This window comes from Priestia filamentosa (assembly GCF_900177535.1).
In the GTDB taxonomy this organism is placed as follows: domain Bacteria; phylum Bacillota; class Bacilli; order Bacillales; family Bacillaceae_H; genus Bacillus_I; species Bacillus_I filamentosa.
The window spans coordinates 25,682-45,714 of the sequence record NZ_FXAJ01000008.1 but is presented as its reverse complement, the minus strand read 5'-3'; the positions used below and the strand labels follow the sequence as shown (position 1 = coordinate 45,714).

Here is a 20,033-nt window from a genome sequence, read left to right as displayed (position 1 = left end):
ACTTAGTATAGTACTATACTAAAACTATGCAATATATAATCCTCTGGAAAGGAACTTAAGATGAATTCATCATTAGAAATGCTAATCCAAGTTTTTGAACGGGCGGCACTCTTGTTAATTTGCTTATTTTTTTTAACAAGAGTCCCCAGATTTAAAGAATCTCTCCATAAAGAACAGCATTCACTTTCGGAGAAAATTGTCATCACTCTTATCTTTTGTTTATTTGCTATTTTTGGGACCTATTCCGGAATTAAAGTGGAAGGGTCTTTAGTCAATGTAAGAATTATCGCTATCATGTCTGGGGGCATATTATTCGGTCCATGGGTAGGCATCATTACTGGAATTGTTTCAGGTGTGCATCGTTTTTTAATTGACATTGGTGGCGTAACATCCATTCCATGTCTAATTACAAGTATTATTGCCGGGATAGCATCCGGTTTTATTAACCTTAAAGTAAAAAAAGCAAAGCGTTGGATTTATGGGATTATCGCAGGGATGAGCTGCGAAGTCCTTACCATGTTATTGATACTTGCTATGTCAGACCCTTTTAAACTTGGCCTCGATATTGTATCAAAAATTGGCTTTCCTATGATTGCGGGTGAAGTCAGTATCGGCTTGATTGTTTTATTGGTCATGAGTGTGGAAGATGAAAAGGAAATGATTGCTGCTAAACAAGCAAAGTTAGCCTTAGATATTGCCAATAAAACATTACCTTATTTTCGTTCGATCAATACAGAATCTTTGACAAAAATTTGTACAATCATTAAAGATCAAATTCATGCCGATGCAGTGGCTATAACCGATACAGAAACTGTCCTTGCTTATGTTGGCTTTGGTGAAGAACGGTATAAAATTGGACAAGAAATCATAAGTGATCTAACGAAATCAGCAATCCGTAGTGGTGAAATCACGATTAGAAATCATGTGGCTGATCAACAAACTCCTGAAATTCAGTCTCTGCTCATCATGCCATTTGAAGAGCGGGGAGAAGTCACGGGATCTCTCAAAATTTATTCTCGCAAAGCCTCCGAAATGACCTATCCTTTGCAAACGATGGCAATTGGTTTATCACAAATTATTTCTACCCTTATGGAAATATCCCGTGTCGAGCAGATTAAGGAGGCAGCCAACAAAGCAGAACTAAAGGCACTGCAAACAAAAATTAATCCACACTTTCTCTTCAATGCACTGAATGCCATTGCGTCGACAACCCGACGCAATCCAGAAAAAGCCCGTGAATTGATTGTTACTTTATCAAGCTATATGCGATACAATCTGGAGTTAAATGATGAACTTATCAATATTCATGATGCACTAAAACAGGTGCGCGATTATGTTGAAATTGAAAAGGCTCGTTTTGGATCTAAACTTCAGGTGGAATATGATATTGAAGAAGTAAACATAAAACTTCCAAGTCTGCTTATTCAGCCACTGGTCGAAAATGCAATTATTCATGGCATACTAAAAAATGGTCCCGGTATTGTTACAATTGCTGTGAATGACCTCGGTGATAGAGTCCGGATTAGCGTAAAGGATACGGGAGCTGGGATAGCAGATGAGGTAATAGAGAATTTGTACCGGGATGAGGTCCCTGCAAATAAAATCGGATTATATAATGTACATCAACGAGTTAAATTGATTTATGGCAAAGGACTAATCATCAAAAGATTATCTCCAGGTACTGAAGTTTATTTTGATATTGTAAAGGAGAAAAAATGAAAGCGATTATTGTTGAGGACGAATTTCCTGCAAGAGAAGAATTAAAATATCTTATTGAAACACATAGCAGCATCCAAGTGACCAATTGCTTTGAAGATGGATTAGATGTCCTAAAATTTTTACAAGAAAATGACACAGATGCTATTTTTCTTGATATCAACATTCCATCTCTCGATGGGATGCTGCTGGCAAGCAATATAAGTAAGTTTGCAAAAAGGCCCTATATTATTTTTACAACAGCATACAAAGAGCATGCGGTCCAGGCATTTGAACTTGAGGCTTTTGATTATATCCTTAAGCCATATGATGAGAAGCGGATTGCTTCTATGTTGCATAAGCTTGAATCTGCTTTTTTGCGTGATCTAGATCAAATAGATAAAGAAGAGAAGTTATCTTTCCCAAAAAATAATTCAGTTAAAATCTTAGGAACAGATGCTCGAGTAAATTTGCGAAAAAACGATAAAATAATTGTCACAGACGTGAATGATATTTATTATGCGTTAGCGAGTGAAAAGGTAACACTGGTCTATACATTTGATGAAGAATACACGATGCCAATGAGTATAACAGAGTTCCATTCCACTCTTCCTCAGAACCTTTTCTTTCGCTGTCATCGCTCTTATACAGTAAATTTATCCAAAATTCGTGAAATCGTCCCTTGGTTTAACCAAACCTATATGATTCATCTTAAGGACTTTAATGCTGAGATTCCTGTAAGCCGGAGCAAAGTAAAAGAGTTTCGACAAATTATGCGATTTTAACTGCAATTCATTCCCTTCTTTAAGCATTTGGTTCTGAATACGATTTCATGATTTTTTTTAGTGGTATGATCTTCTTGTAAACGCATTCTACTAAGAAACCAGCATTGGTTTCGTAAGTTGAAGGGAAGATCAACATGAATTCACAAACAAGTAATCGCTGGCTGATTGTTCTAGGAACCATTATTGTTCAAATGGGCTTAGGAACTATTTATACATGGAGCTTATTTAACCAACCATTGGTTGATCACTTTGGCTGGCAATTGAACTCGGTAGCCATTACTTTTTCAATTACAAGCTTTGCTCTAGCTTTTTCCACACTGTTTGCTGGCAAACTTCAGGATCGCTGGGGAATTCGCCGCTTAATCGCAACTGCGGGCATTGTCTTGGGCGCAGGTTTAATCATTAGCTCACAAGTCTCATCATTATGGATGCTTTATATCTTGGCTGGTGTTGTGGTGGGATTTGCCGATGGTACTGCTTATATCACGTCATTGTCAAATCTTATTAAGTGGTTTCCAGAGAGAAAAGGGCTTATTTCTGGAATCTCTGTCGGTGCTTATGGTACAGGAAGTTTGCTGTTCAAATATATTAACGGGTCACTAATTCAACACGTTGGCGTATCTTATACATTTTTATACTGGGGCATAATCGTGATGATTATGGTTATAGGCGGCTCATTCTTAATTCGCGAGGCACAGGTAACAAGCCAATCCCCGGCTGTTAATGGGGTACAAGCTAAAGACTACACAGTTAAAGAAATGCTTAAAACAAAAGAAGCTTACTTATTGTTTATTATGTTTTTCACTGCGTGTATGAGCGGTTTATATCTAATCGGAGTTGTAAAAGATATCGGTGTAAGTTTAGCTGGTTTGGATGTGGCAACAGCAGCCAATGCTGTTGCGTTGGTAGCGATTTTTAATACAATTGGCCGCATTATCCTTGGAGCGCTATCAGATAAAGTTGGCCGTTTAAAAGTAGTAGCAGGCGCTTTGTTAGTGACTGCAGTAGCTGTATCTGCTTTAAGTTTTCTAGAACTAAATTATGGATTGTTCTTTGTGTGTGTTGCAGGAATTGCTTTCTGTTTTGGCGGAAATATAACCATTTTCCCTGCAATTGTTGCTGATTTCTTTGGCTTAAAAAACCAAAGTAAAAACTATGGGATCATTTATCAAGGGTTTGGGATCGGTGCATTGTCCGGATCATTTATTGCCGCAGCGCTTGGCAGCTTTGTTTCTACTTTCACGTTTATTGCCGTGTTAAGTATAATCTCAGTAGTCATTGCGCTGTTTATCAAGGCACCTGGTCAAAGAGATATTTTGAAAAAAGAAAAAACTCACGCCGCATAAAAGGCTACCAAGATTGGTTAATCCCAACAAAATAGCCTTCATAGGTCACTGTATTAGAATAATAATACGCTAAAAGGTACCTCTATTTTAGAGGTACCTTTTATTCATAAAAATCAGCGGTTACTTATGATACGGTTCTCCTCGATTAATTCGAAATCCGCGATAAATCTGCTCCACTAAAATTAATCTCATCAACTGATGTGGAAAAGTCATTTTTGAAAATGACAATGTATCATTAGCTCTTTTCATTACATCACTGCTTAATCCTAGTGATCCACCAATAACAAAAGCAATTTTGCTTTTTCCATATGTAGCAAGCTTATCTAAATCATCTGCAAGCTGTTCAGATGATTTCATTTTCCCTTCAATGGCGAGAGCAATGACATGTGTATCTTGTGAGATTTTAGCAAGTATCCGCTCTCCTTCTTTTCCTTTCACTTGTTCCATTTCAACCTCACTAAGGTTTTCAGGTGCTTTCTCATCTGGAAGTTCAACTACTTCTACCTTTGCATAAGCTGATAAGCGTTTTAAGTATTCATTAATACCTTGTTTTAAGTATTTTTCTTTTAATTTTCCCACTGTAATAATCGAAATATTCACAGGTTTTCTCCTCTCTGTAAATAGTTTACAAACAAGTTATACACAGAAATTATCCACATATCCACAAAGAGTGGCATATATGGTATAGGATCACTCGTTCCCCACTATATATGTAGCATTATTTTCGCAATATTCACAAGTTATACACAGTTCTTTATCTAGCTCTTTCATAATTGGGGCTTCTTCTGTTTCATCAACAATAATATCAAGCGCAAGCTCTACGTGCTCAAGGCAGCAATTCACTTTCATATTTTTTTCTCCTTTACGTTTTCTTCTTCCTGTGGACAAAATAATACACAGAAAATTCTGGAGTTATCCACAAGTTATTAACGTAAAAACAGGAGAAAGATTTCTCCTGTTTTACTTTGGTTCTTCCACAAGTTTTAATGTTTCGTTTTTCTTCTTTCCATTTCGATAAAACGTAATGTCTAATGTATCATTGACTCCTTTTTGATACAAGTATTTGCGGAGATCAATGATGTTTCGTACACGTTTACCTTCAATTTCAACAATCACATCATATTCTTTTATTCCAGCTTTAGCTGCTGGTGAAAGACGGGAAACGCGAAGCACTGCTACTCCCTCTACAATGCTTTTTGGCAACTTTAACGTTTCTTGTAGATGATAACCCGAAATTTGTGATAGTGAAAGAGTACTTACGCCAATATACGGTCTATGAACTTCTCCATCTTTTTCAAGATCTTCAATAAACGGTCGTGCTGTATTAATCGGGATTGACAACCCAATTCCTTCAACGGCATCTTGAGCAATTTTCATGGAGTTGATACCAATAACTTTGCCTGCCACATTAATAAGAGCTCCACCGCTATTTCCAGGGTTAATTGCTGCATCTGTTTGAATAACCTCTGCTTGCCAGTCTGGATTTCCGTCATTGTTTAAGTCTTGAGGAATTAATCTGTTTGTGCCTGAGATAATTCCTTGTGTGACAGAACCTGCAAACTGAAGACCGAGAGGATTACCAATTGCAATTGCAGGTTCTCCTGTTTTAATACGGTCTGAGTCTCCAAATTCAGCAAGTGTTTTAATATTCTTACCATCAATTTCAATGACCGCTAAATCTGTTAAATCATCTCCACCACGTACTTTTCCAGCAATACGCGATCCATCTTTTAAACTTACTTCAATCTCATTTGCACCTTCAATAACATGATAATTGGTGACAAGATATGCTTTATTTCCACTCTTTTTATAAAGGACTCCTGAACCTGTTCCAGCTTCAGATGATTCACTCTCATCTTCCCAGAAACCACTCTTTTGGATGTTCACAACCCCCACAACGGCATCAGATACTTTATCAACAGCTTCAGTAATGTCCGTTGTCACATCAATCGAAACAGACCGCTCTTCTGAAATGTTGTTTCCCTCTTTATTACTGCTCTCTGTGCGGCTTGATAAAATGCCATTTCTCTCTAAGGCAGGAAGAGCAAGCAGGATAAGAATAGCACCGATAATTGCACCAATAAGACCTGTAAAAAATATAGTTCTCTTTCTTCCTTTCCGTTCATCGTAAAGCCCCACTTCAAACATTCATCCTTTCTCACATTAGACATATGCTTTTATAGTATGGATGTTTGAAGTTTTTCTATCCTTCATTTAGAGGGATTTACGTGTGTGAAAGATCAATAAGAGGTGTTGGCTTTTTCGGATCAGTATCATGGATGTTGAACTGAATGCCAACCCCATGGTCTTTTTCTTTTAATGTTTGCTCTGCTGTCATTCTGGCAAGTTCTTTCATATTGTTATCTTGACTTAAATGAGCTAAGTAAATATATTTTGTATGATCTCCAATCACTTCTGACAAAGCGATAGCTGCATCTTCATTTGATACATGACCAAGGTCGCTCAAAATACGTCTCTTAATATTCCACGGATAATGTCCCATGCGAAGCATCTCAACATCATGATTGCTCTCAAAAATGAAGGCATCGCTATTTCTAACAATGCCTTTCATTCTATCGCTAACATATCCGGTATCTGTTAAAAGAGTGAGCTTTTTTCCTTCACTATGAAACGTGTAAAACATTGGCTCTGCGGCATCATGGGAAACCCCAAATGATTCAACTTCAATTCCTCCAAAGCTTTTTACATCTCCAATTTCAAATGAAAACTTTTGCTCTGTTGGAACTGTCCCAATTAAGTGCTCCATTGCCTTCCACGTTTTTTCATTTGCGTAAAGAGGCAGTTTATATTTTCTCGCGAGCACCCCTAGACCTTTAATATGGTCACTATGCTCATGGGTCACTAAAATGCCTGATAAGTTCTCAATTGATTGATCAACCTCTTTAAAAAGTTGTTCCATTTTTTTGCCACTAAGTCCTGCGTCAACTAGTAGTGATTCTTTTCCATTGCCAACAAAAAGAGCATTTCCTGTACTCCCACTTGCTAGCACACTAAATTGTAAACTCACCGTTCTCACTCCGTTTTTTTAACCATTACGTCTTTCTCTAATCAAGGGCTGTCACATAGTACACTTCAGCCTCACCTTTTTCCTTATCCACAGTGACTCGCCATGTTGGGGCTAAGATTTGTGAATCAGTTGCAGGTGGGAAATATGCATAATATCCTAAATCCATGCTAACTTTACTACCTTGATTAATTTTATTACTATTATACAGTTCGGTAACAGCATTCACTGGACTTTTCACAGTTTCAGTTTCTGTTCTCTGTTCAAACTGCTCTAGCATCCTTTGTTTGTAAGATACCATTTCATTCTTTTCATTAAGTTGAATGGTAATAAAGGTTTTAGTGTTATCATAAACAGGCTTTTGTTTATACAACTGGGCAAACGTAATTTGCCCACCATCTTTATCAATCTGTACTAGCTTATACTGATCCCCATTTATCATGTTCTTTTTCACAAAGTCTTCTAATTTGTTCTCTTCATCAGAAGAAGGTAAAGAAGTTGGCTTTATGAACTCTCCATGAATTTCTTTCCCATCTTCCTGAACCTCAACCTTTTGCTCTTTTAAACTACTCGTTTCTTTTTCCGTAAATGTATGAACATACGCTTTAATATATCCTGCCTGCTGATTACTGATTGGGGACTCTTTAAACGTAATATTAGCATCTTGTAATAATTCTTCACCTGTACGTTCTGAAATCACATCAAGCTGGTTAGCTTCCCTTTTAACCATAAATTGACGAGCAAGAAAAAGGTCCAGGATAAAGAAGATAACGATAAAAATCGTTTTCGTCTTATTCCAATCCATCCTTATCTCCTCCTTGCTCTGCTTTATCTACAATTTTGTACCATATTCCATCATACTTATAAAACCAATATGGCTTGAGCGTAATTACATTTGTAAAATCTTTCTCTGTTTGCAGCTCATAGCCTACTACAATATTTTTTAATTTGCTGTCATCAAAGTCTTCTCTTGCTTTAATTTCTTTTATAACATCTTCACCAGATGGTAATTTAATCTTTTTTCCATACTCATCTGAAAGTTTCCCTAATTGAAAGGTTGGACGTTTATAATCAGAGATATTTTGTCCTGAAGATTGTAACGTAACCTTCGATAAATCATCATCATTAAAAACAGGATAATAATCTTCATGAAGCTGGAATGTTACACTCTGAGCTGGAACAGTACTATCCCATTCTGTTAAATAATATGGATCTGTCCACCCTGCATGAGCGTTCACAAAGTCAAATGATCTTTTTATCGCTCCCTCTTTATCTATGCCTACATTTTGGTCCGCATCTTCATAGTTTGTGTATGCCATCAATGGTTTTGTTTTGGACAATTCCAACATTCGCTTTGAATCGTTATAAACAGTTTGACCTGAAAGCTCATTTTCTTCAACGATTTTCATATTATCAAACAATGCATTGCGAAACTTATCAGATGAAATCATTTCTTGTTTATAACTTTTTTGTTGAAGTGGGGTTGGTTGCTCTGGTAAGAAAAGGACTGATTTATCTTCTCTTTTAAATGCTATATAATCCTGTCCATTACTTTGTATGTCTTTATAATGTTTCTCCCATGCAGCTTCATTAAATCCCTTTATATTCGCCTCGTAAATCTCTTCTGTTTCGTAATTAACAAAATAGATACGCACAGACTGTGAGACATTGTCTGCTTGACCTGGCTTAAGAATGATTCGGTCAAATGCCCCCGATGGCATTGTCCCTTTTACTTCATACATACTTTGAAAAGTTGATAATGGCATCTCTGTAGGATAAAGAATTTCCATTGTCTGATTTCCATGTACAAAATTATAGAAATCCTCTGGACGCTCAAAAGAAGTATTCGAAATACGAACCACATCAGAAATAGACCATTTCTTCATCTCATTTGTCCATGTATCCATATCTTTATTGAGAAGTCCCTTATGAGCAGAAGCAAAGTGAGCTAAAATTAAAGATGGCTGAATATGGTCTTCTAACATCTTAGTTTTGCCGATTTTCACATCGTCTACATAAGGTGAATTATCCATCTTTTTATATGTAGGCGTGTAGGTCCATAACGTCCACGTTAAAATAAGGCTAACTAAAATTAAACATGACAGTACTACGGTTTTGATATTTTCATATCTCATATCCATTCATCCTCGTCTTGTTCTACTTGTAAGGGAAGCGTAAAGTGAATGGTTGTGCCTTTTCCTTCTTTACTTTCAGCCCAAATTTCACCTTTATGAGCTTCAATCATTTCCCGGGCAATGGCTAAGCCAAGACCTGTTCCTCCAAGTTGTCTTGTTCTCGCTTTATCTACTCGGTAAAAGCGTTCAAAGATTTTTTTCACTTTTTCACGAGGAATTCCCATCCCTTCATCCTTCACACTAACAAGAATGAAGAACTCTTGAGGCTGAACAGAGAAAGTCACTTTTCCGCCCTCAGGGGAATATTTAATTGCATTTGAAATAATATTATCTAATACTTGTGTAATTTTATCTTGATCAAATTGAATTGAGATTGGTCCTTCTGGAAGTTTGCGAACAAACTCGATATTTTGACTTTTGCTCATATCAAAGCGATCAATAATATGGTTATAGAAATCAATAAAATCCACTTGTGACTTTGTCAAATGATAATCTCTGCTGTCCATTCTTGATAGCTGAAGCAAATCATTAACAAGTCGAATCATCCGCTCTGTTTCTGTTTGCGTAACGTCTAGAAAACGCGGTGCAATCTCTTTATCTTGCCATGCTCCTTCTGCAAGAGCTTCTAAATAGCTACGCATCGTTGTAAGCGGTGTGCGGAGCTCATGTGAAACGTTCGCAACGAATTCACGACGTTCGCGATCAATTTTTTCTTGCTCTGTAATATCATGAAGCACAACGATAATTCCATTAATAAATCCTGTTTCTTTCTGAATAGGAGACACAGTAGCTCTTAGAATATATGGCTCATCGTATTTATCAAACTCTAAAATAAGTGAATTTTGCTCTTCCAATAACGTATCAAACGTGTATTCTTTTTCAATATTTAACAACCTCAAGATAGATTCTGAAAGAACAGTTTCACGTGAAACATCTAGCATTTGTCCAGCAGGCTCATTAATTAAAATAACGCGACCTTTTCGGTCTGTTGCAATGACTCCATCTGTCATATTTGTTAATACAGAAGCAAGCTTCCGGCGCTCCCCTTCTGTTGTTGCTTGTGCTTCTTGAAGTTTTCTCGTCAAATTGTTAAATGTAATGGCCAGCTGACCGATTTCATCATAGCCATACACTTTTACTTTACGTGAGAAGTTTCCTTTCGCCATTTCAAGTGCTTGGCGGCGCATATCGGACATTGGTCTTGTAATGGTACGAGCTAAAAGAATTCCCAAAATAGCTGTTAGTAAAAGAGAAAGAAGCGTTCCTTTTGCAAAAATAGCGTTCACTTGTTTCATTTGCTCGTAAAGAGATTCCATTGAAGCCTCAAGATAGATAGCTCCAACTGTTCCTTCACTAGAATTGATCGGAACAGCTACAACTCTCACTCTCTCGCCTTTCTCATTCACCATCATATTATTATAAGTACCGCCTGATAACGCTTTGTTCAAAGGATCCGTGACGGATTTTTTACCAATGGCACTTTTAGTATCATAATTGGATACTGCAAGAACTTGATGATTTTTATCCACCACACTAATCTCATTAATATCCTGAGATTTAAAATCATTGAGAAGTTTGGCAATCTCATCTTCCAGAGTTGGATCCCCTTCATCTCTTTTTTCAGTCATTTCTTTTTCCACACTATATGCTAAAACATCTACACGTTCATTAATTGAATTACTAAAGTTTGTAATATTATTCTCTTCCTGCTTTTGGACAAAATAGGCCCCAATAATTTGGGTGGCAATTAAAATAAGTAAAATATAAATTAACACAAACTTAAAATGAATCGATTGAAAGAATCTAACCTTTTTCATTTCTACTACTCCTGCTCTGGATTACGGAGATAGTACCCCACACCTCTTCGTGTTACAATCCAAGTTGGATGACTTGGGTTGTCTTCAATTTTCTCACGTAAACGGCGAACTGTTACGTCAACAGTACGTACGTCTCCAAAATAGTCATAACCCCACACTGTTTGCAATAAATGTTCACGAGTCATAACTTGTCCAATATGTTTAGCTAAATAATGTAGGAGCTCAAACTCACGATGAGTTAGTTCAATAAGCTCTCCACGTTTAGATACAATATATGCATCAGGATGGATCACTAAAGAGCCAATCTGAATTTCATTTTGTTGCCCTGCTTCAGAAGCTACTGCTTGATGACGGCGCAGATTTGCTTTTACTCGAGCAATTAATTCCCTTGTGCTAAATGGTTTTGTGACATAGTCATCTGCTCCTAGCTCAAGACCTAATACTTTATCAATTTCTGAATCTTTAGCTGTTAGCATAATAATAGGCATTTCATATTTTTTGCGAATCTCTCGGCAGACTTCCATCCCATCTTTTTGAGGAAGCATAATATCTAATAAAACAAGTTCTGGCTGCACTTCTTCTACTTTTTCTAATGCTTCTACTCCATCGTAAGCGCAGTGAACTTCATATCCTTCTTTTTGTAGGTTAAATTTTAAAATATCCGCGATTGGTTTCTCGTCATCAACGACTAGAATACGTTTATCCATTTTATCCGGCTCCTTTAATTGCATAAAATCATACGAATACATCGTACCTTTATTATACTGCATACACACTTTAACATTCTAATATAGTTTGGTCTATATTGCTCATTTCCACTACAGGAAAGCCTCTAGACAGAGCTAGAGGCTTTTATTTTGCTATATTCATCTCTATTGTATATATCATGAAAAATAAATTCTGGATGCCTTTAACATCCTTCTCCCTCTAAGAAAGAGAAATTTAGTTACTTAAAATATAAAAAGGCATTTTTTCCAACTTCATTAATGTATCATACCTTAAAAAATATATCATTGATAAAGGAAAATTTGTAATTCATTTGTATTACTTTTGTCACATGTGAAAAGTCTTTTTCCCATACAAAAAACACGACAATATTTGTCGTGTTTTAGAAGTGGCTCAGGACGGAATCGAACCGCCGACACATGGATTTTCAGTCCATTGCTCTACCAACTGAGCTACTGAGCCATGGCGGTCCCGACGGGAATCGAACCCGCGATCTCCTGCGTGACAGGCAGGCATGTTAACCGCTACACCACGGGACCAAACCGTGTTAAAGTATGTATTATAAAGATGACCCGTACGGGATTCGAACCCGTGTTACCGCCGTGAAAGGGCGGTGTCTTAACCGCTTGACCAACGGGCCACATTGATTAATATCTTAGCGACATTGATTATAATATCATCACTTTAAACATAAAGCAATAGTATTTTAGAAATTTATTCACTTTTTTTGAAAAAAGTTTTAAAAAAAGAAAAAAAGCCTGCAATTTGCAGGCTTTTCCCTTTATCTTGGACCATATACGCTGCGAATAACGTTTGTTTGTGTGCGATCAGGACCGACTGAAAAGACTGATAGCGGAATTCCTGTAAGTTGTGACACACGTTCAATATAATGACGAGCATTTTCAGGGAGCTCACTTAAAGATTTCACACCTGTGATATCTTCGGTCCAGCCAGGCATTTCTTCGTAAACAGGTTCACATTCTGCTAATGCTTTTAAGCTTGCTGGGAATTCTTCGATAACTTCCCCTCTATAGCGATATGCAACACAGATTTTCACTGTTTCAAGGCCTGTTAATACATCAATAGAGTTAAGAGATAGGTCTGTAATGCCGCTAACACGACGAGCATGACGAACAACAACGCTATCAAACCAACCAACACGGCGTGGACGACCTGTTGTTGTACCATATTCACGTCCAACTTCACGGATTTGTTGACCAATTTCATTATCTAACTCTGTTGGAAAAGGACCGTCACCAACACGTGTTGTATAAGCTTTTGCTACTCCAACAACGTGCTTGATTTTACTTGGACCAACACCAGAACCAATTGTTACACCACCTGCCACAGGATTTGAAGATGTAACAAATGGATATGTTCCTTGGTCAATGTCTAGCATAACGCCTTGTGCTCCTTCAAATAGAACACGACGACCTTCATCAAGAGAATCATTCAAAACAACAGATGTATCACAAACATATTTTGCAAACTGTTGACCATATTCATAATACTCATCTAGAATATCTTCAATCTTGAAGCCTTCTACTTCGTACATTCTTTCAAAAAGACGGTTTTTCTCTTGTAGATTCTGTTTTAATTTTTCTTCGAATGATTCACGATCTAAAAGATCTGCAATTCGGATTCCAACTCGAGCAGCTTTGTCCATGTATGCTGGACCAATTCCTTTTTTCGTTGTTCCAATCTTGTTTGCACCTTTGCGCTCTTCTTCTACTTCATCTAGTTTGATGTGGTATGGAAGAATAACATGTGCACGGTTACTAATACGTAAATTGTCTGTTGTTACATTACGATCGTGTAAATACTTAAGTTCTGTGATAAGTGCTTTTGGATCTACAACCATTCCATTACCAATAACACAAATCTTATCACTATAAAAAATTCCTGAAGGAATTAAATGTAGTTTATATGTTTCACCATTGAATTTAATTGTATGTCCTGCATTATTTCCACCTTGATAACGAGCAATTACCTCAGCATTTTCTGAAAGGAAGTCAGTAATTTTACCTTTTCCTTCGTCTCCCCACTGTGTACCAACAACTACTACAGAAGACATATGATCGCACCTCCGCCTTTACAATTAGAAGTCTATTTCCTTATTGAACGTTCTAAGTGTACCAATTTAAGATTTGCAAGTCAACAAAACACGAACAATTAATATTTCTTTTTCAAATATGTTCGCCTAAAAAGCGTTTTCTTTATTCTAAAAAAGTAAAAAAACCTCTTCATCAATTATGAAGAGGTTTCTACGAAGCTGGCGGAGGTGCACTTGCATCGTCAAAACGCCGCTCAAGGTTTACGAATTTATTATATTCTTTTACGAAAGCAAGCTGAACAGTTCCAACAGGACCATTACGCTGCTTTGCGATAATAATCTCGATAATGTTTTGATTTTCTGTTTCTTTATCATAATAATCATCACGGTATAAGAAAGCTACAATATCAGCATCCTGCTCAATACTTCCTGATTCACGAATATCAGACATCATTGGACGCTTATCTTGTCTTTGTTCAACTCCACGAGAAAGCTGTGAAAGCGCAATTACAGGGACTTCTAACTCACGTGCTAACCCTTTTAAGGCACGAGAAATCTCAGAAACTTCCTGTTGGCGGTTTTCACCTTTATGGCGTCCACTACCTTGGATAAGCTGTAAATAATCAATTAAGATCATTCCAAGGCCATTCTCTTGTTTTAAACGTCGACATTTTGCTCTAATATCGCCTACACGTATCCCAGGAGTATCATCAATATAAATCCCTGCATTTGAAAGAGAACCCATTGCCATCGTCAATTTGCTCCAGTCCTCTTGAGTGAGATCCCCAGTCCTCATATTTTGAGCATCAATATTTCCTTCTGCACATAGCATACGCATAACAAGCTGCTGAGCACCCATCTCAAGACTGAAAATGGCCACATTCTCATCTGTTCGAGTAGCTACGTTTTGTGCGATATTTAAGGCAAAAGCAGTTTTCCCCACAGAAGGACGAGCAGCAACGATAATGAGGTCATTTCGCTGAAATCCTGCCGTCATTCGGTCTAGCTCAGTAAAACCTGTTGGGATACCTGTAATATCTCCCTTTCGATTTTGAAGCTCTTCAATATTGTCATATGTTTCAACTAAAACATCCCCAATACTTTGAAAAGCTCCTGTATTTTTACGCTGAGCTACTTCTAAGATACTTTTTTCAGCATCATGTAAAAGCGCCTCAACATCATCCTCTCTTGTATAACTATCAGAGGCAATTGTTGTTGAAGTACGAATAAGACGACGTAAAATGGATTTTTCTTCCACTATTTTGGCATAGTATTCAATATTTGCTGCCGTTGGTACTGATTCTGCTACATCACTTAAGTAAGATACGCCCCCTACTTCTTCAAGCGTCTTTTGATCAGCAAGCTCAGACGTTACAGTAACAAGGTCAACAGGTTCCCCTTGATCTGCTAGTGTAAGCATGCAGTTGAAAATACGCTGATGTGCAGCTCTATAAAAATCTTCTGGAATTAAAATCTCAGAAGCCATTGTTAACGCAGATGGCTCTAAAAAAATTGCCCCAAGCACTGCTTGTTCTGCTTCAATATTCTGGGGCGGAATACGATCTGCAAACAAATCACTCATAGTTATTTGCCCCTTCATTTCCATTATTTTTATTGGCTATGAATGATAATAGACAGCCTTCATGCTGTCTATTATCTTCATCTCTATAGTTATCATTAAGCTTCTGTAACATGTACTTTTACCGTTGCTGTCACTTCAGGATGAAGCTTAACAGGAACGTTTGTATAGCCTAAAGCACGAATAGCATCATCAAGTTCAATTTTACGTTTGTCTACTTTGATATTATGCTTTTTCTTTAATTCCTCAGCAATCTGTTTACTTGTAACAGATCCAAATAAACGGCCACCTTCACCAGATTTAGCTGTTAGCTCAACCGTTAAAGCCTCAAGTGTCTTTTTAAGCTCTTGGCTTTCTTTTAGCTCCTCTGCTTCAAGCTCTTTTTGTTTTTTCTTCTGAGCATCAAGTTGTTTAACATTGCTGTTTGTTGCTTCAACAGCTAAACCTTGTTTTAATAGAAAGTTATGTGCATAGCCATCAGCTACGTTTTTTGTTTCTCCTTTTTTACCTTTACCTTTTACATCTTTTAAAAAGATTACTTTCATGATTGTGTTCCTCCTTCCAAGTACTCATCAATGACTTCTTTTAATTTATTTTCAGCTTCATCGATATTGATATTTTGCAACTGTGTAGCGGCATTTGTCAAATGTCCGCCTCCTTGTAGACCTTCCATAATGACTTGAACGTTCACGTTTCCTAATGAACGAGCACTAATTCCAACTTGGTCGTCTTCACGCTTAGCAATAACAAAAGAGGCAACAACGCCGTCAATTGAAAGCAATGTATCTGCTGCTTGAGCAATAAGAACCGGACTAAAAGCAACGTTCTCTGGGGCTTTTGAGATAGCAATCCCTGCTTTATATATACAAGCTTTTTCGATAATCTTTGCCCGCCTAACATAGTGATCCATATCTTCCTTTAAAAACTTCTGCACAAGCACAGTATCTGCACCTTGTGAACGTAAGAAAGAGGCTGCATCAAATGTTCTAGATCCTGTACGAAGCGTAAAGCTTTTCGTATCTACAATAATCCCTGCAAGCAATGCTGTAGCTTCAAGCATATTAATACTAAAACGCTTTGGTTGATATTCTAAGAGCTCTGTTACAAGCTCAGCTGTTGAAGAAGCATATGGTTCCATATATACAAGAAGGGGATTTTTAACGAAGTCTTCTCCTCTTCGATGGTGATCAATAACGACAACACTATCTATTTTATTAAGCAGACGTTCTTCGATAACAAGAGATGGCTTGTGGGTATCCACAACAACAAGGAGCGATTGATCCTGAGCCATATTAAGTGCCTCTTCTGGTGAAACAAAATGTGGCCATAAATTCTCGTCTTTTTTAATCTCGCTTAATAGTTTTTGTACACTAGAGTCTGTTCTTTCTTGATCAAGCACAATATAGCCTTTTTTATTGTTCACAGCTGCTACCTTTAAGATTCCAATGGCAGCTCCAATGGCATCCATATCTGGATACTTGTGACCCATAATAATCACATTTTCACTCTCTGTGATAAGCTCCTTTAACGCATGGGAGATAACGCGTGCTCTTACTCGAGTTCGCTTCTCCATAGGGTTTGTTTTCCCACCGTAGAATTTTACTTTTCCACTTGGAAGCTTAATTGCTACTTGGTCACCACCACGCCCTAACGCTAAGTCAAGGCTCGACTGAGCAAGTGTTCCTAACTCCGGCAGTGATGGAGAGCCAATCCCAAGTCCAATACTTAAAGTTAGAGAAATATTTTGCTTAGAAGTTTCTTCCCTTACATGATCTAGAATAGAGAATTTGTCTCGTTCTAATTGAGAGAGAATACGTTCATTCAAAATGGCAGCAAAGCGCTCAGAAGAGGTTCTCTTGATAAGAATGCCTTGTTCATTTGCCCACCGATTAATGATTGATGTTACCTGATTATTTAAATTACTTTTCACTTGATCATCCATGCTTTGAGTCAAGTCATCATAGTTATCAAGAAAAATGATGCCAAAAACTGTTTTTTCTTCTTCATATAGTTTCTCAATCGTAGCCTGTTCTGTTACATCAAAGAAATAAACTAAACGTTCATCTCTTTTAATGATAACTTTATACCGGCGATCATAAACGGTAACAACTTCAGATTCTACTTCTTGTTTAATTAGCGGCACAATGCTGTCTAATACATCATAAAGCGATCTCCCTACTAACGTTTCTTCAGCAAAACATGAAGCTAGAAAAGAATTAGTCCACTCAATTTGATAATCATCATTAAAAAGCATGATTCCAATAGGCATTTCCATTAAAGCTTCTGTTCCTACTTTCTTCACACGATGTGAAAGTGTGGAAATGTAGGCTTCTAACTCTGTCATGATCATTCGTTCCATTTTTATATAGAGATACAACATGCCAAGAAGAACAGCAAATCCCGCAGCCCCTACATACCAATTTTCATATGTAATGATTGCTGTTATAATCAAAGCAAAACTATATAAAAGGTAAAAAGGAAGACGAATGATATGCTTTTTTTGAAAGATAGGCATACATTTCAACTCCCTATTTAAGCTACTTATTTATTCTATTATACACGCAAAAATGCCTTCTTGTTTGAAAGAATATGCTCTATTCTAGGTTAAGATTGAGAATTGCTCTTTCTGAGGTTAAACCCTAAATCTACAATTCCAACAATACGTAATACAGTTCCAGCAGGTGGAATAACTAAAGCAATTATCGTAATAACAACAGGGATTGCTTTTGATCTTCCTTTGCTATGAAAGTAATAGAAAAGAAACGATACACCTTGAAGAAACATAAGCCACTGAAGTACCATAAGTAAGTTAATCACTGCTATATACCCAAATGATCCTTCATCAAGTGGGATAAGGGAGCATACTAAAGTGATAAGATAGTACCAAAGAAGAGATTTAGGCAAACGTAAATCACGTAATGGTGGAAATGAAACTGGTTTATGTCCTAAGCGTTTCAACACGGGTACTGAGAAAAGCTGAGTAATAAATGCTAATATTACACCAGCCCCAACAAGTAATGTTGGGATAAGATATGTCATCATCCGCATGTTCTCTCGAATGAGTTCAATCTCTTCTTCTACAGGGGCTTGCCCAACTGATTTCATAATCTCTTCTGACCTCTGTATTGAATCATTTACAGATTGCTGAAAAACTCCTTGTAAATCAACATTAAGGAAAACACTAGCTACTACAACCTGCAAAAGCAATGTTAAAGCAAAGGAAACAGTTCCTCCTAAGAGAACCACATATGCTAATTTCGTTTTTGAAAAAAGATATCCCATTACAACCCCACTAATTCCGAACATCAATGCAAAAGGTAATAATACATATGTACCAAGAAGCAATGTTATAGGGATAGCTATAATCACCATAAAAATCCCATTTTTAAGCCCATGGCGAACTGTATATATGATAAAAGGGATAGAAAGGGTAAAAGCAGCCAAAACACCAAGAGCTGGAACATAAATTGTAATGAGAAGCAGAACAATAAAAATTGCTAAGTTCATTGCTCCTTCAGTTAATGTACGTGCTTTATTCACAACTTCACCTCACTTTTTAAACTACACTATCTTATATTTTATCTAGATGAGACACCCGACGCAAACTTTTACATCAAATAACCCTTATGTCAAAAATTGTTCACAATATGTTTATACTATAAAAAAAGAGACAGTAAGTGTAACTTACTGTCTCTTTTTAAACAACTTACTTCTCGTCTGCTACATATGGAAGAAGTGCCATTTGACGTGAACGCTTGATAGCTCTTGTAAGCTTACGTTGATATTTTGCACTAGTTCCTGTTACACGACGAGGTAGGATCTTACCACGTTCAGAAACGAACTTTTTAAGAAGATCTACATCTTTATAGTCGATATGAGTGATTCCGTTTGCTGTGAAGAAACACACTTTACGACGTTTACCGCGACCTTTACGTCCTCCTGCTGCCATGTCAAGTCCTCCCTTCTATTTGAGATTATTAAAACTCGATCTATTGTGTGATGAATTAGAATGGCAGATCATCATCTGAAATGTCAATTGTATCTCCGTTGCTTGAGAACGGATCATCATCTACACGTGTATATCCTTGATTGTTGCGGTTCTGATCTTGTCCAAATGGAGAACCTTGATTTGGAGAGCTTTGGAAATTGTTATTAGAATTTCCGCCACCGCTTCCGCTCTTCGGCTCAAGAAATTGAACGTTGTCTCCTACCACTTCAGTGACATAGACACGACGGCCTTCTTGATTGTCATAGCTACGAGTTTGAATTCGGCCATCAACACCAGCTAAACTTCCTTTCTTCAAGAAGTTTGCTACGTTCTCAGCTTGACGACGCCAAACGACGCAATTAATGAAGTCAGCTTCACGGTCGCCTTGCTGATTTGTAAATGTGCGATTAACTGCCAAACTAAAAGTTGCTACAGCGACTCCATTTGGCGTATAGCGTAATTCAGGGTCTTTCGTTAAACGGCCAACAAGAATAACGCGATTGATCATGAGAACCACCTCTTACAGAATTTCGTTCAATAATTAAGCTTCTTCTCTTACAACAATGTGACGAATGATGTCTTCACTGTATTTAGCAAGACGGTCGAATTCGTTAACTGCTTGAGTTTCACCTTGTACTTTTAAAAGCATATAGTATCCATCACGGAAGTCGTTGATTTCGTAAGCTAGACGACGCTTACCCCATTCTTTTGCTTCTGTAACTTCAGCACCATTGCTTGTGATAACACCGTTGAAACGCTCAACTAGTGCCTTTTTACCTTCATCATCAATGTTTGGACGAATGATGTACATAACTTCGTACTTTTTCATTATAGTCACCTCCTCTTGGTCTAAACGGCCCTATTTGAAAATAGAGCAAGGAGCA

General features: G+C 37.3%; 19 protein-coding genes and 3 tRNA genes. 3 read left to right on the top strand and 19 right to left on the bottom strand.

Going from position 1 to position 20,033, the window contains the following annotated elements:
• Window positions 1-60: 60 nt before the first annotated feature.
• The 3 genes from B9N79_RS21615 to B9N79_RS21605 all read left to right on the top strand — a co-directional run bounded on the left by B9N79_RS21615 (window position 61) and on the right by B9N79_RS21605 (window position 3,826).
• A complete protein-coding gene (locus tag B9N79_RS21615; RefSeq protein ID WP_082023748.1) occupies window positions 61-1,719 on the top strand; it encodes a sensor histidine kinase in 1,659 nt (552 codons plus the stop codon).
• Window positions 1,716-2,480 carry a LytR/AlgR family response regulator transcription factor gene (locus tag B9N79_RS21610; protein WP_040060447.1) on the top strand — a complete coding sequence of 255 codons (765 nt, stop codon included), beginning with the start codon at window positions 1,716-1,718 and terminating at the stop codon, window positions 2,478-2,480. The genes B9N79_RS21615 and B9N79_RS21610 overlap by 4 nt, the downstream gene beginning before the upstream one ends.
• 134 nt (window positions 2,481-2,614) lie before the next feature.
• Window positions 2,615-3,826 (top strand): L-lactate MFS transporter, encoded by a 1,212-nt coding sequence (locus B9N79_RS21605; RefSeq protein WP_040060449.1) that lies wholly within the window; start codon window positions 2,615-2,617, stop codon window positions 3,824-3,826.
• 120 nt (window positions 3,827-3,946) lie between these two features.
• Here B9N79_RS21605 and rlmH read toward each other — a convergent pair whose 3' ends face one another.
• The 19 genes from rlmH to rpsF form a co-directional block, all read right to left on the bottom strand.
• Window positions 3,947-4,426, bottom strand: coding sequence for a 23S rRNA (pseudouridine(1915)-N(3))-methyltransferase RlmH (gene rlmH / locus B9N79_RS21600; protein ID WP_019394690.1), 480 nt, complete (start codon window positions 4,424-4,426; stop codon window positions 3,947-3,949).
• Between the two features lie 90 nt (window positions 4,427-4,516).
• Window positions 4,517-4,675: a CxxH/CxxC protein gene (locus tag B9N79_RS21595; protein ID WP_019394689.1), complete on the bottom strand. Its 159-nt coding sequence runs from the start codon at window positions 4,673-4,675 to the stop codon at window positions 4,517-4,519.
• 111 nt (window positions 4,676-4,786) lie between these two features.
• Window positions 4,787-5,974, bottom strand: a complete 1,188-nt coding sequence (locus tag B9N79_RS21590; RefSeq protein WP_019394688.1) for a S1C family serine protease — start codon at window positions 5,972-5,974, stop codon at window positions 4,787-4,789.
• 76 nt (window positions 5,975-6,050) lie between these two features.
• Window positions 6,051-6,854 (bottom strand): MBL fold metallo-hydrolase, encoded by an 804-nt coding sequence (locus B9N79_RS21585; RefSeq protein ID WP_040060450.1) that lies wholly within the window; start codon window positions 6,852-6,854, stop codon window positions 6,051-6,053.
• 37 nt (window positions 6,855-6,891) lie between these two features.
• The gene (locus B9N79_RS21580; RefSeq protein ID WP_019394686.1) at window positions 6,892-7,656 is read right to left on the bottom strand and encodes a two-component system regulatory protein YycI; all 765 of its coding nucleotides are present in this window, start codon (window positions 7,654-7,656) and stop codon (window positions 6,892-6,894) included.
• Window positions 7,643-8,986, bottom strand: a complete 1,344-nt coding sequence (locus B9N79_RS21575; protein ID WP_167555142.1) for a YycH family regulatory protein — start codon at window positions 8,984-8,986, stop codon at window positions 7,643-7,645. Before B9N79_RS21575 ends, B9N79_RS21580 begins: the two co-directional genes overlap by 14 nt.
• The gene (walK, locus tag B9N79_RS21570; protein WP_019394684.1) at window positions 8,983-10,803 is read right to left on the bottom strand and encodes a cell wall metabolism sensor histidine kinase WalK; all 1,821 of its coding nucleotides are present in this window, start codon (window positions 10,801-10,803) and stop codon (window positions 8,983-8,985) included. Before walK ends, B9N79_RS21575 begins: the two co-directional genes overlap by 4 nt.
• Before the next feature lie 5 nt (window positions 10,804-10,808).
• Window positions 10,809-11,510 (bottom strand): response regulator YycF, encoded by a 702-nt coding sequence (yycF, locus tag B9N79_RS21565; RefSeq protein ID WP_019394683.1) that lies wholly within the window; start codon window positions 11,508-11,510, stop codon window positions 10,809-10,811.
• A gap of 408 nt (window positions 11,511-11,918) precedes the next feature.
• A tRNA-Phe gene (locus B9N79_RS21560) sits at window positions 11,919-11,991 on the bottom strand.
• Window position 11,992: 1 nt separating this feature from the next.
• A tRNA-Asp gene (locus B9N79_RS21555) sits at window positions 11,993-12,068 on the bottom strand.
• Between the two features lie 29 nt (window positions 12,069-12,097).
• Window positions 12,098-12,169 (bottom strand) — tRNA-Glu (locus tag B9N79_RS21550).
• A 141-nt stretch (window positions 12,170-12,310) separates the two neighbouring features.
• On the bottom strand, window positions 12,311-13,603 hold the full coding sequence (locus B9N79_RS21545) for an adenylosuccinate synthase (protein ID WP_019394682.1): 1,293 nt from the start codon (window positions 13,601-13,603) through the stop codon (window positions 12,311-12,313).
• Window positions 13,604-13,793: 190 nt separating this feature from the next.
• A complete protein-coding gene (gene dnaB / locus B9N79_RS21540; RefSeq protein ID WP_019394681.1) occupies window positions 13,794-15,164 on the bottom strand; it encodes a replicative DNA helicase in 1,371 nt (456 codons plus the stop codon).
• 95 nt (window positions 15,165-15,259) lie between these two features.
• On the bottom strand, window positions 15,260-15,706 hold the full coding sequence (rplI, locus tag B9N79_RS21535) for a 50S ribosomal protein L9 (RefSeq protein WP_019394680.1): 447 nt from the start codon (window positions 15,704-15,706) through the stop codon (window positions 15,260-15,262).
• Entirely contained in the window at window positions 15,703-17,676 is a 1,974-nt protein-coding gene (locus B9N79_RS21530; protein ID WP_019394679.1) for a DHH family phosphoesterase, read from the bottom strand. Before B9N79_RS21530 ends, rplI begins: the two co-directional genes overlap by 4 nt.
• A gap of 89 nt (window positions 17,677-17,765) precedes the next feature.
• A complete protein-coding gene (locus B9N79_RS21525; protein ID WP_048896894.1) occupies window positions 17,766-18,701 on the bottom strand; it encodes a YybS family protein in 936 nt (311 codons plus the stop codon).
• 166 nt (window positions 18,702-18,867) lie between these two features.
• Complete coding sequence (gene rpsR, locus B9N79_RS21520; RefSeq protein WP_019394677.1) at window positions 18,868-19,110, bottom strand: 30S ribosomal protein S18; 243 nt, start codon at window positions 19,108-19,110, stop codon at window positions 18,868-18,870.
• Between the two features lie 55 nt (window positions 19,111-19,165).
• On the bottom strand, window positions 19,166-19,657 hold the full coding sequence (gene ssb / locus B9N79_RS21515; RefSeq protein WP_019394676.1) for a single-stranded DNA-binding protein: 492 nt from the start codon (window positions 19,655-19,657) through the stop codon (window positions 19,166-19,168).
• 33 nt (window positions 19,658-19,690) lie between these two features.
• Complete coding sequence (rpsF, locus tag B9N79_RS21510; RefSeq protein ID WP_019394675.1) at window positions 19,691-19,978, bottom strand: 30S ribosomal protein S6; 288 nt, start codon at window positions 19,976-19,978, stop codon at window positions 19,691-19,693.
• Window positions 19,979-20,033 lie beyond the last annotated feature (55 nt).

Coding starts and splice junctions, on each gene's coding strand:
- B9N79_RS21530 (WP_019394679.1), bottom strand. CDS start 17,676: ATGCCTATCTTTCAAAAAAAGCATATCATTCGTCTTCCTTTTTACCTT.
- B9N79_RS21605 (WP_040060449.1), top strand. CDS start 2,615: ATGAATTCACAAACAAGTAATCGCTGGCTGATTGTTCTAGGAACCATT.
- yycF (WP_019394683.1), bottom strand. CDS start 11,510: ATGGATAAACGTATTCTAGTCGTTGATGACGAGAAACCAATCGCGGAT.
- B9N79_RS21610 (WP_040060447.1), top strand. CDS start 1,716: ATGAAAGCGATTATTGTTGAGGACGAATTTCCTGCAAGAGAAGAATTA.
- rpsF (WP_019394675.1), bottom strand. CDS start 19,978: ATGAAAAAGTACGAAGTTATGTACATCATTCGTCCAAACATTGATGAT.
- rplI (WP_019394680.1), bottom strand. CDS start 15,706: ATGAAAGTAATCTTTTTAAAAGATGTAAAAGGTAAAGGTAAAAAAGGA.
- ssb (WP_019394676.1), bottom strand. CDS start 19,657: ATGATCAATCGCGTTATTCTTGTTGGCCGTTTAACGAAAGACCCTGAA.
- B9N79_RS21595 (WP_019394689.1), bottom strand. CDS start 4,675: ATGAAAGTGAATTGCTGCCTTGAGCACGTAGAGCTTGCGCTTGATATT.
- B9N79_RS21545 (WP_019394682.1), bottom strand. CDS start 13,603: ATGTCTTCTGTAGTAGTTGTTGGTACACAGTGGGGAGACGAAGGAAAA.
- rpsR (WP_019394677.1), bottom strand. CDS start 19,110: ATGGCAGCAGGAGGACGTAAAGGTCGCGGTAAACGTCGTAAAGTGTGT.
- walK (WP_019394684.1), bottom strand. CDS start 10,803: ATGAAAAAGGTTAGATTCTTTCAATCGATTCATTTTAAGTTTGTGTTA.
- B9N79_RS21615 (WP_082023748.1), top strand. CDS start 61: ATGAATTCATCATTAGAAATGCTAATCCAAGTTTTTGAACGGGCGGCA.
- dnaB (WP_019394681.1), bottom strand. CDS start 15,164: ATGAGTGATTTGTTTGCAGATCGTATTCCGCCCCAGAATATTGAAGCA.
- B9N79_RS21575 (WP_167555142.1), bottom strand. CDS start 8,986: ATGAGATATGAAAATATCAAAACCGTAGTACTGTCATGTTTAATTTTA.
- B9N79_RS21580 (WP_019394686.1), bottom strand. CDS start 7,656: ATGGATTGGAATAAGACGAAAACGATTTTTATCGTTATCTTCTTTATC.
- B9N79_RS21590 (WP_019394688.1), bottom strand. CDS start 5,974: ATGTTTGAAGTGGGGCTTTACGATGAACGGAAAGGAAGAAAGAGAACT.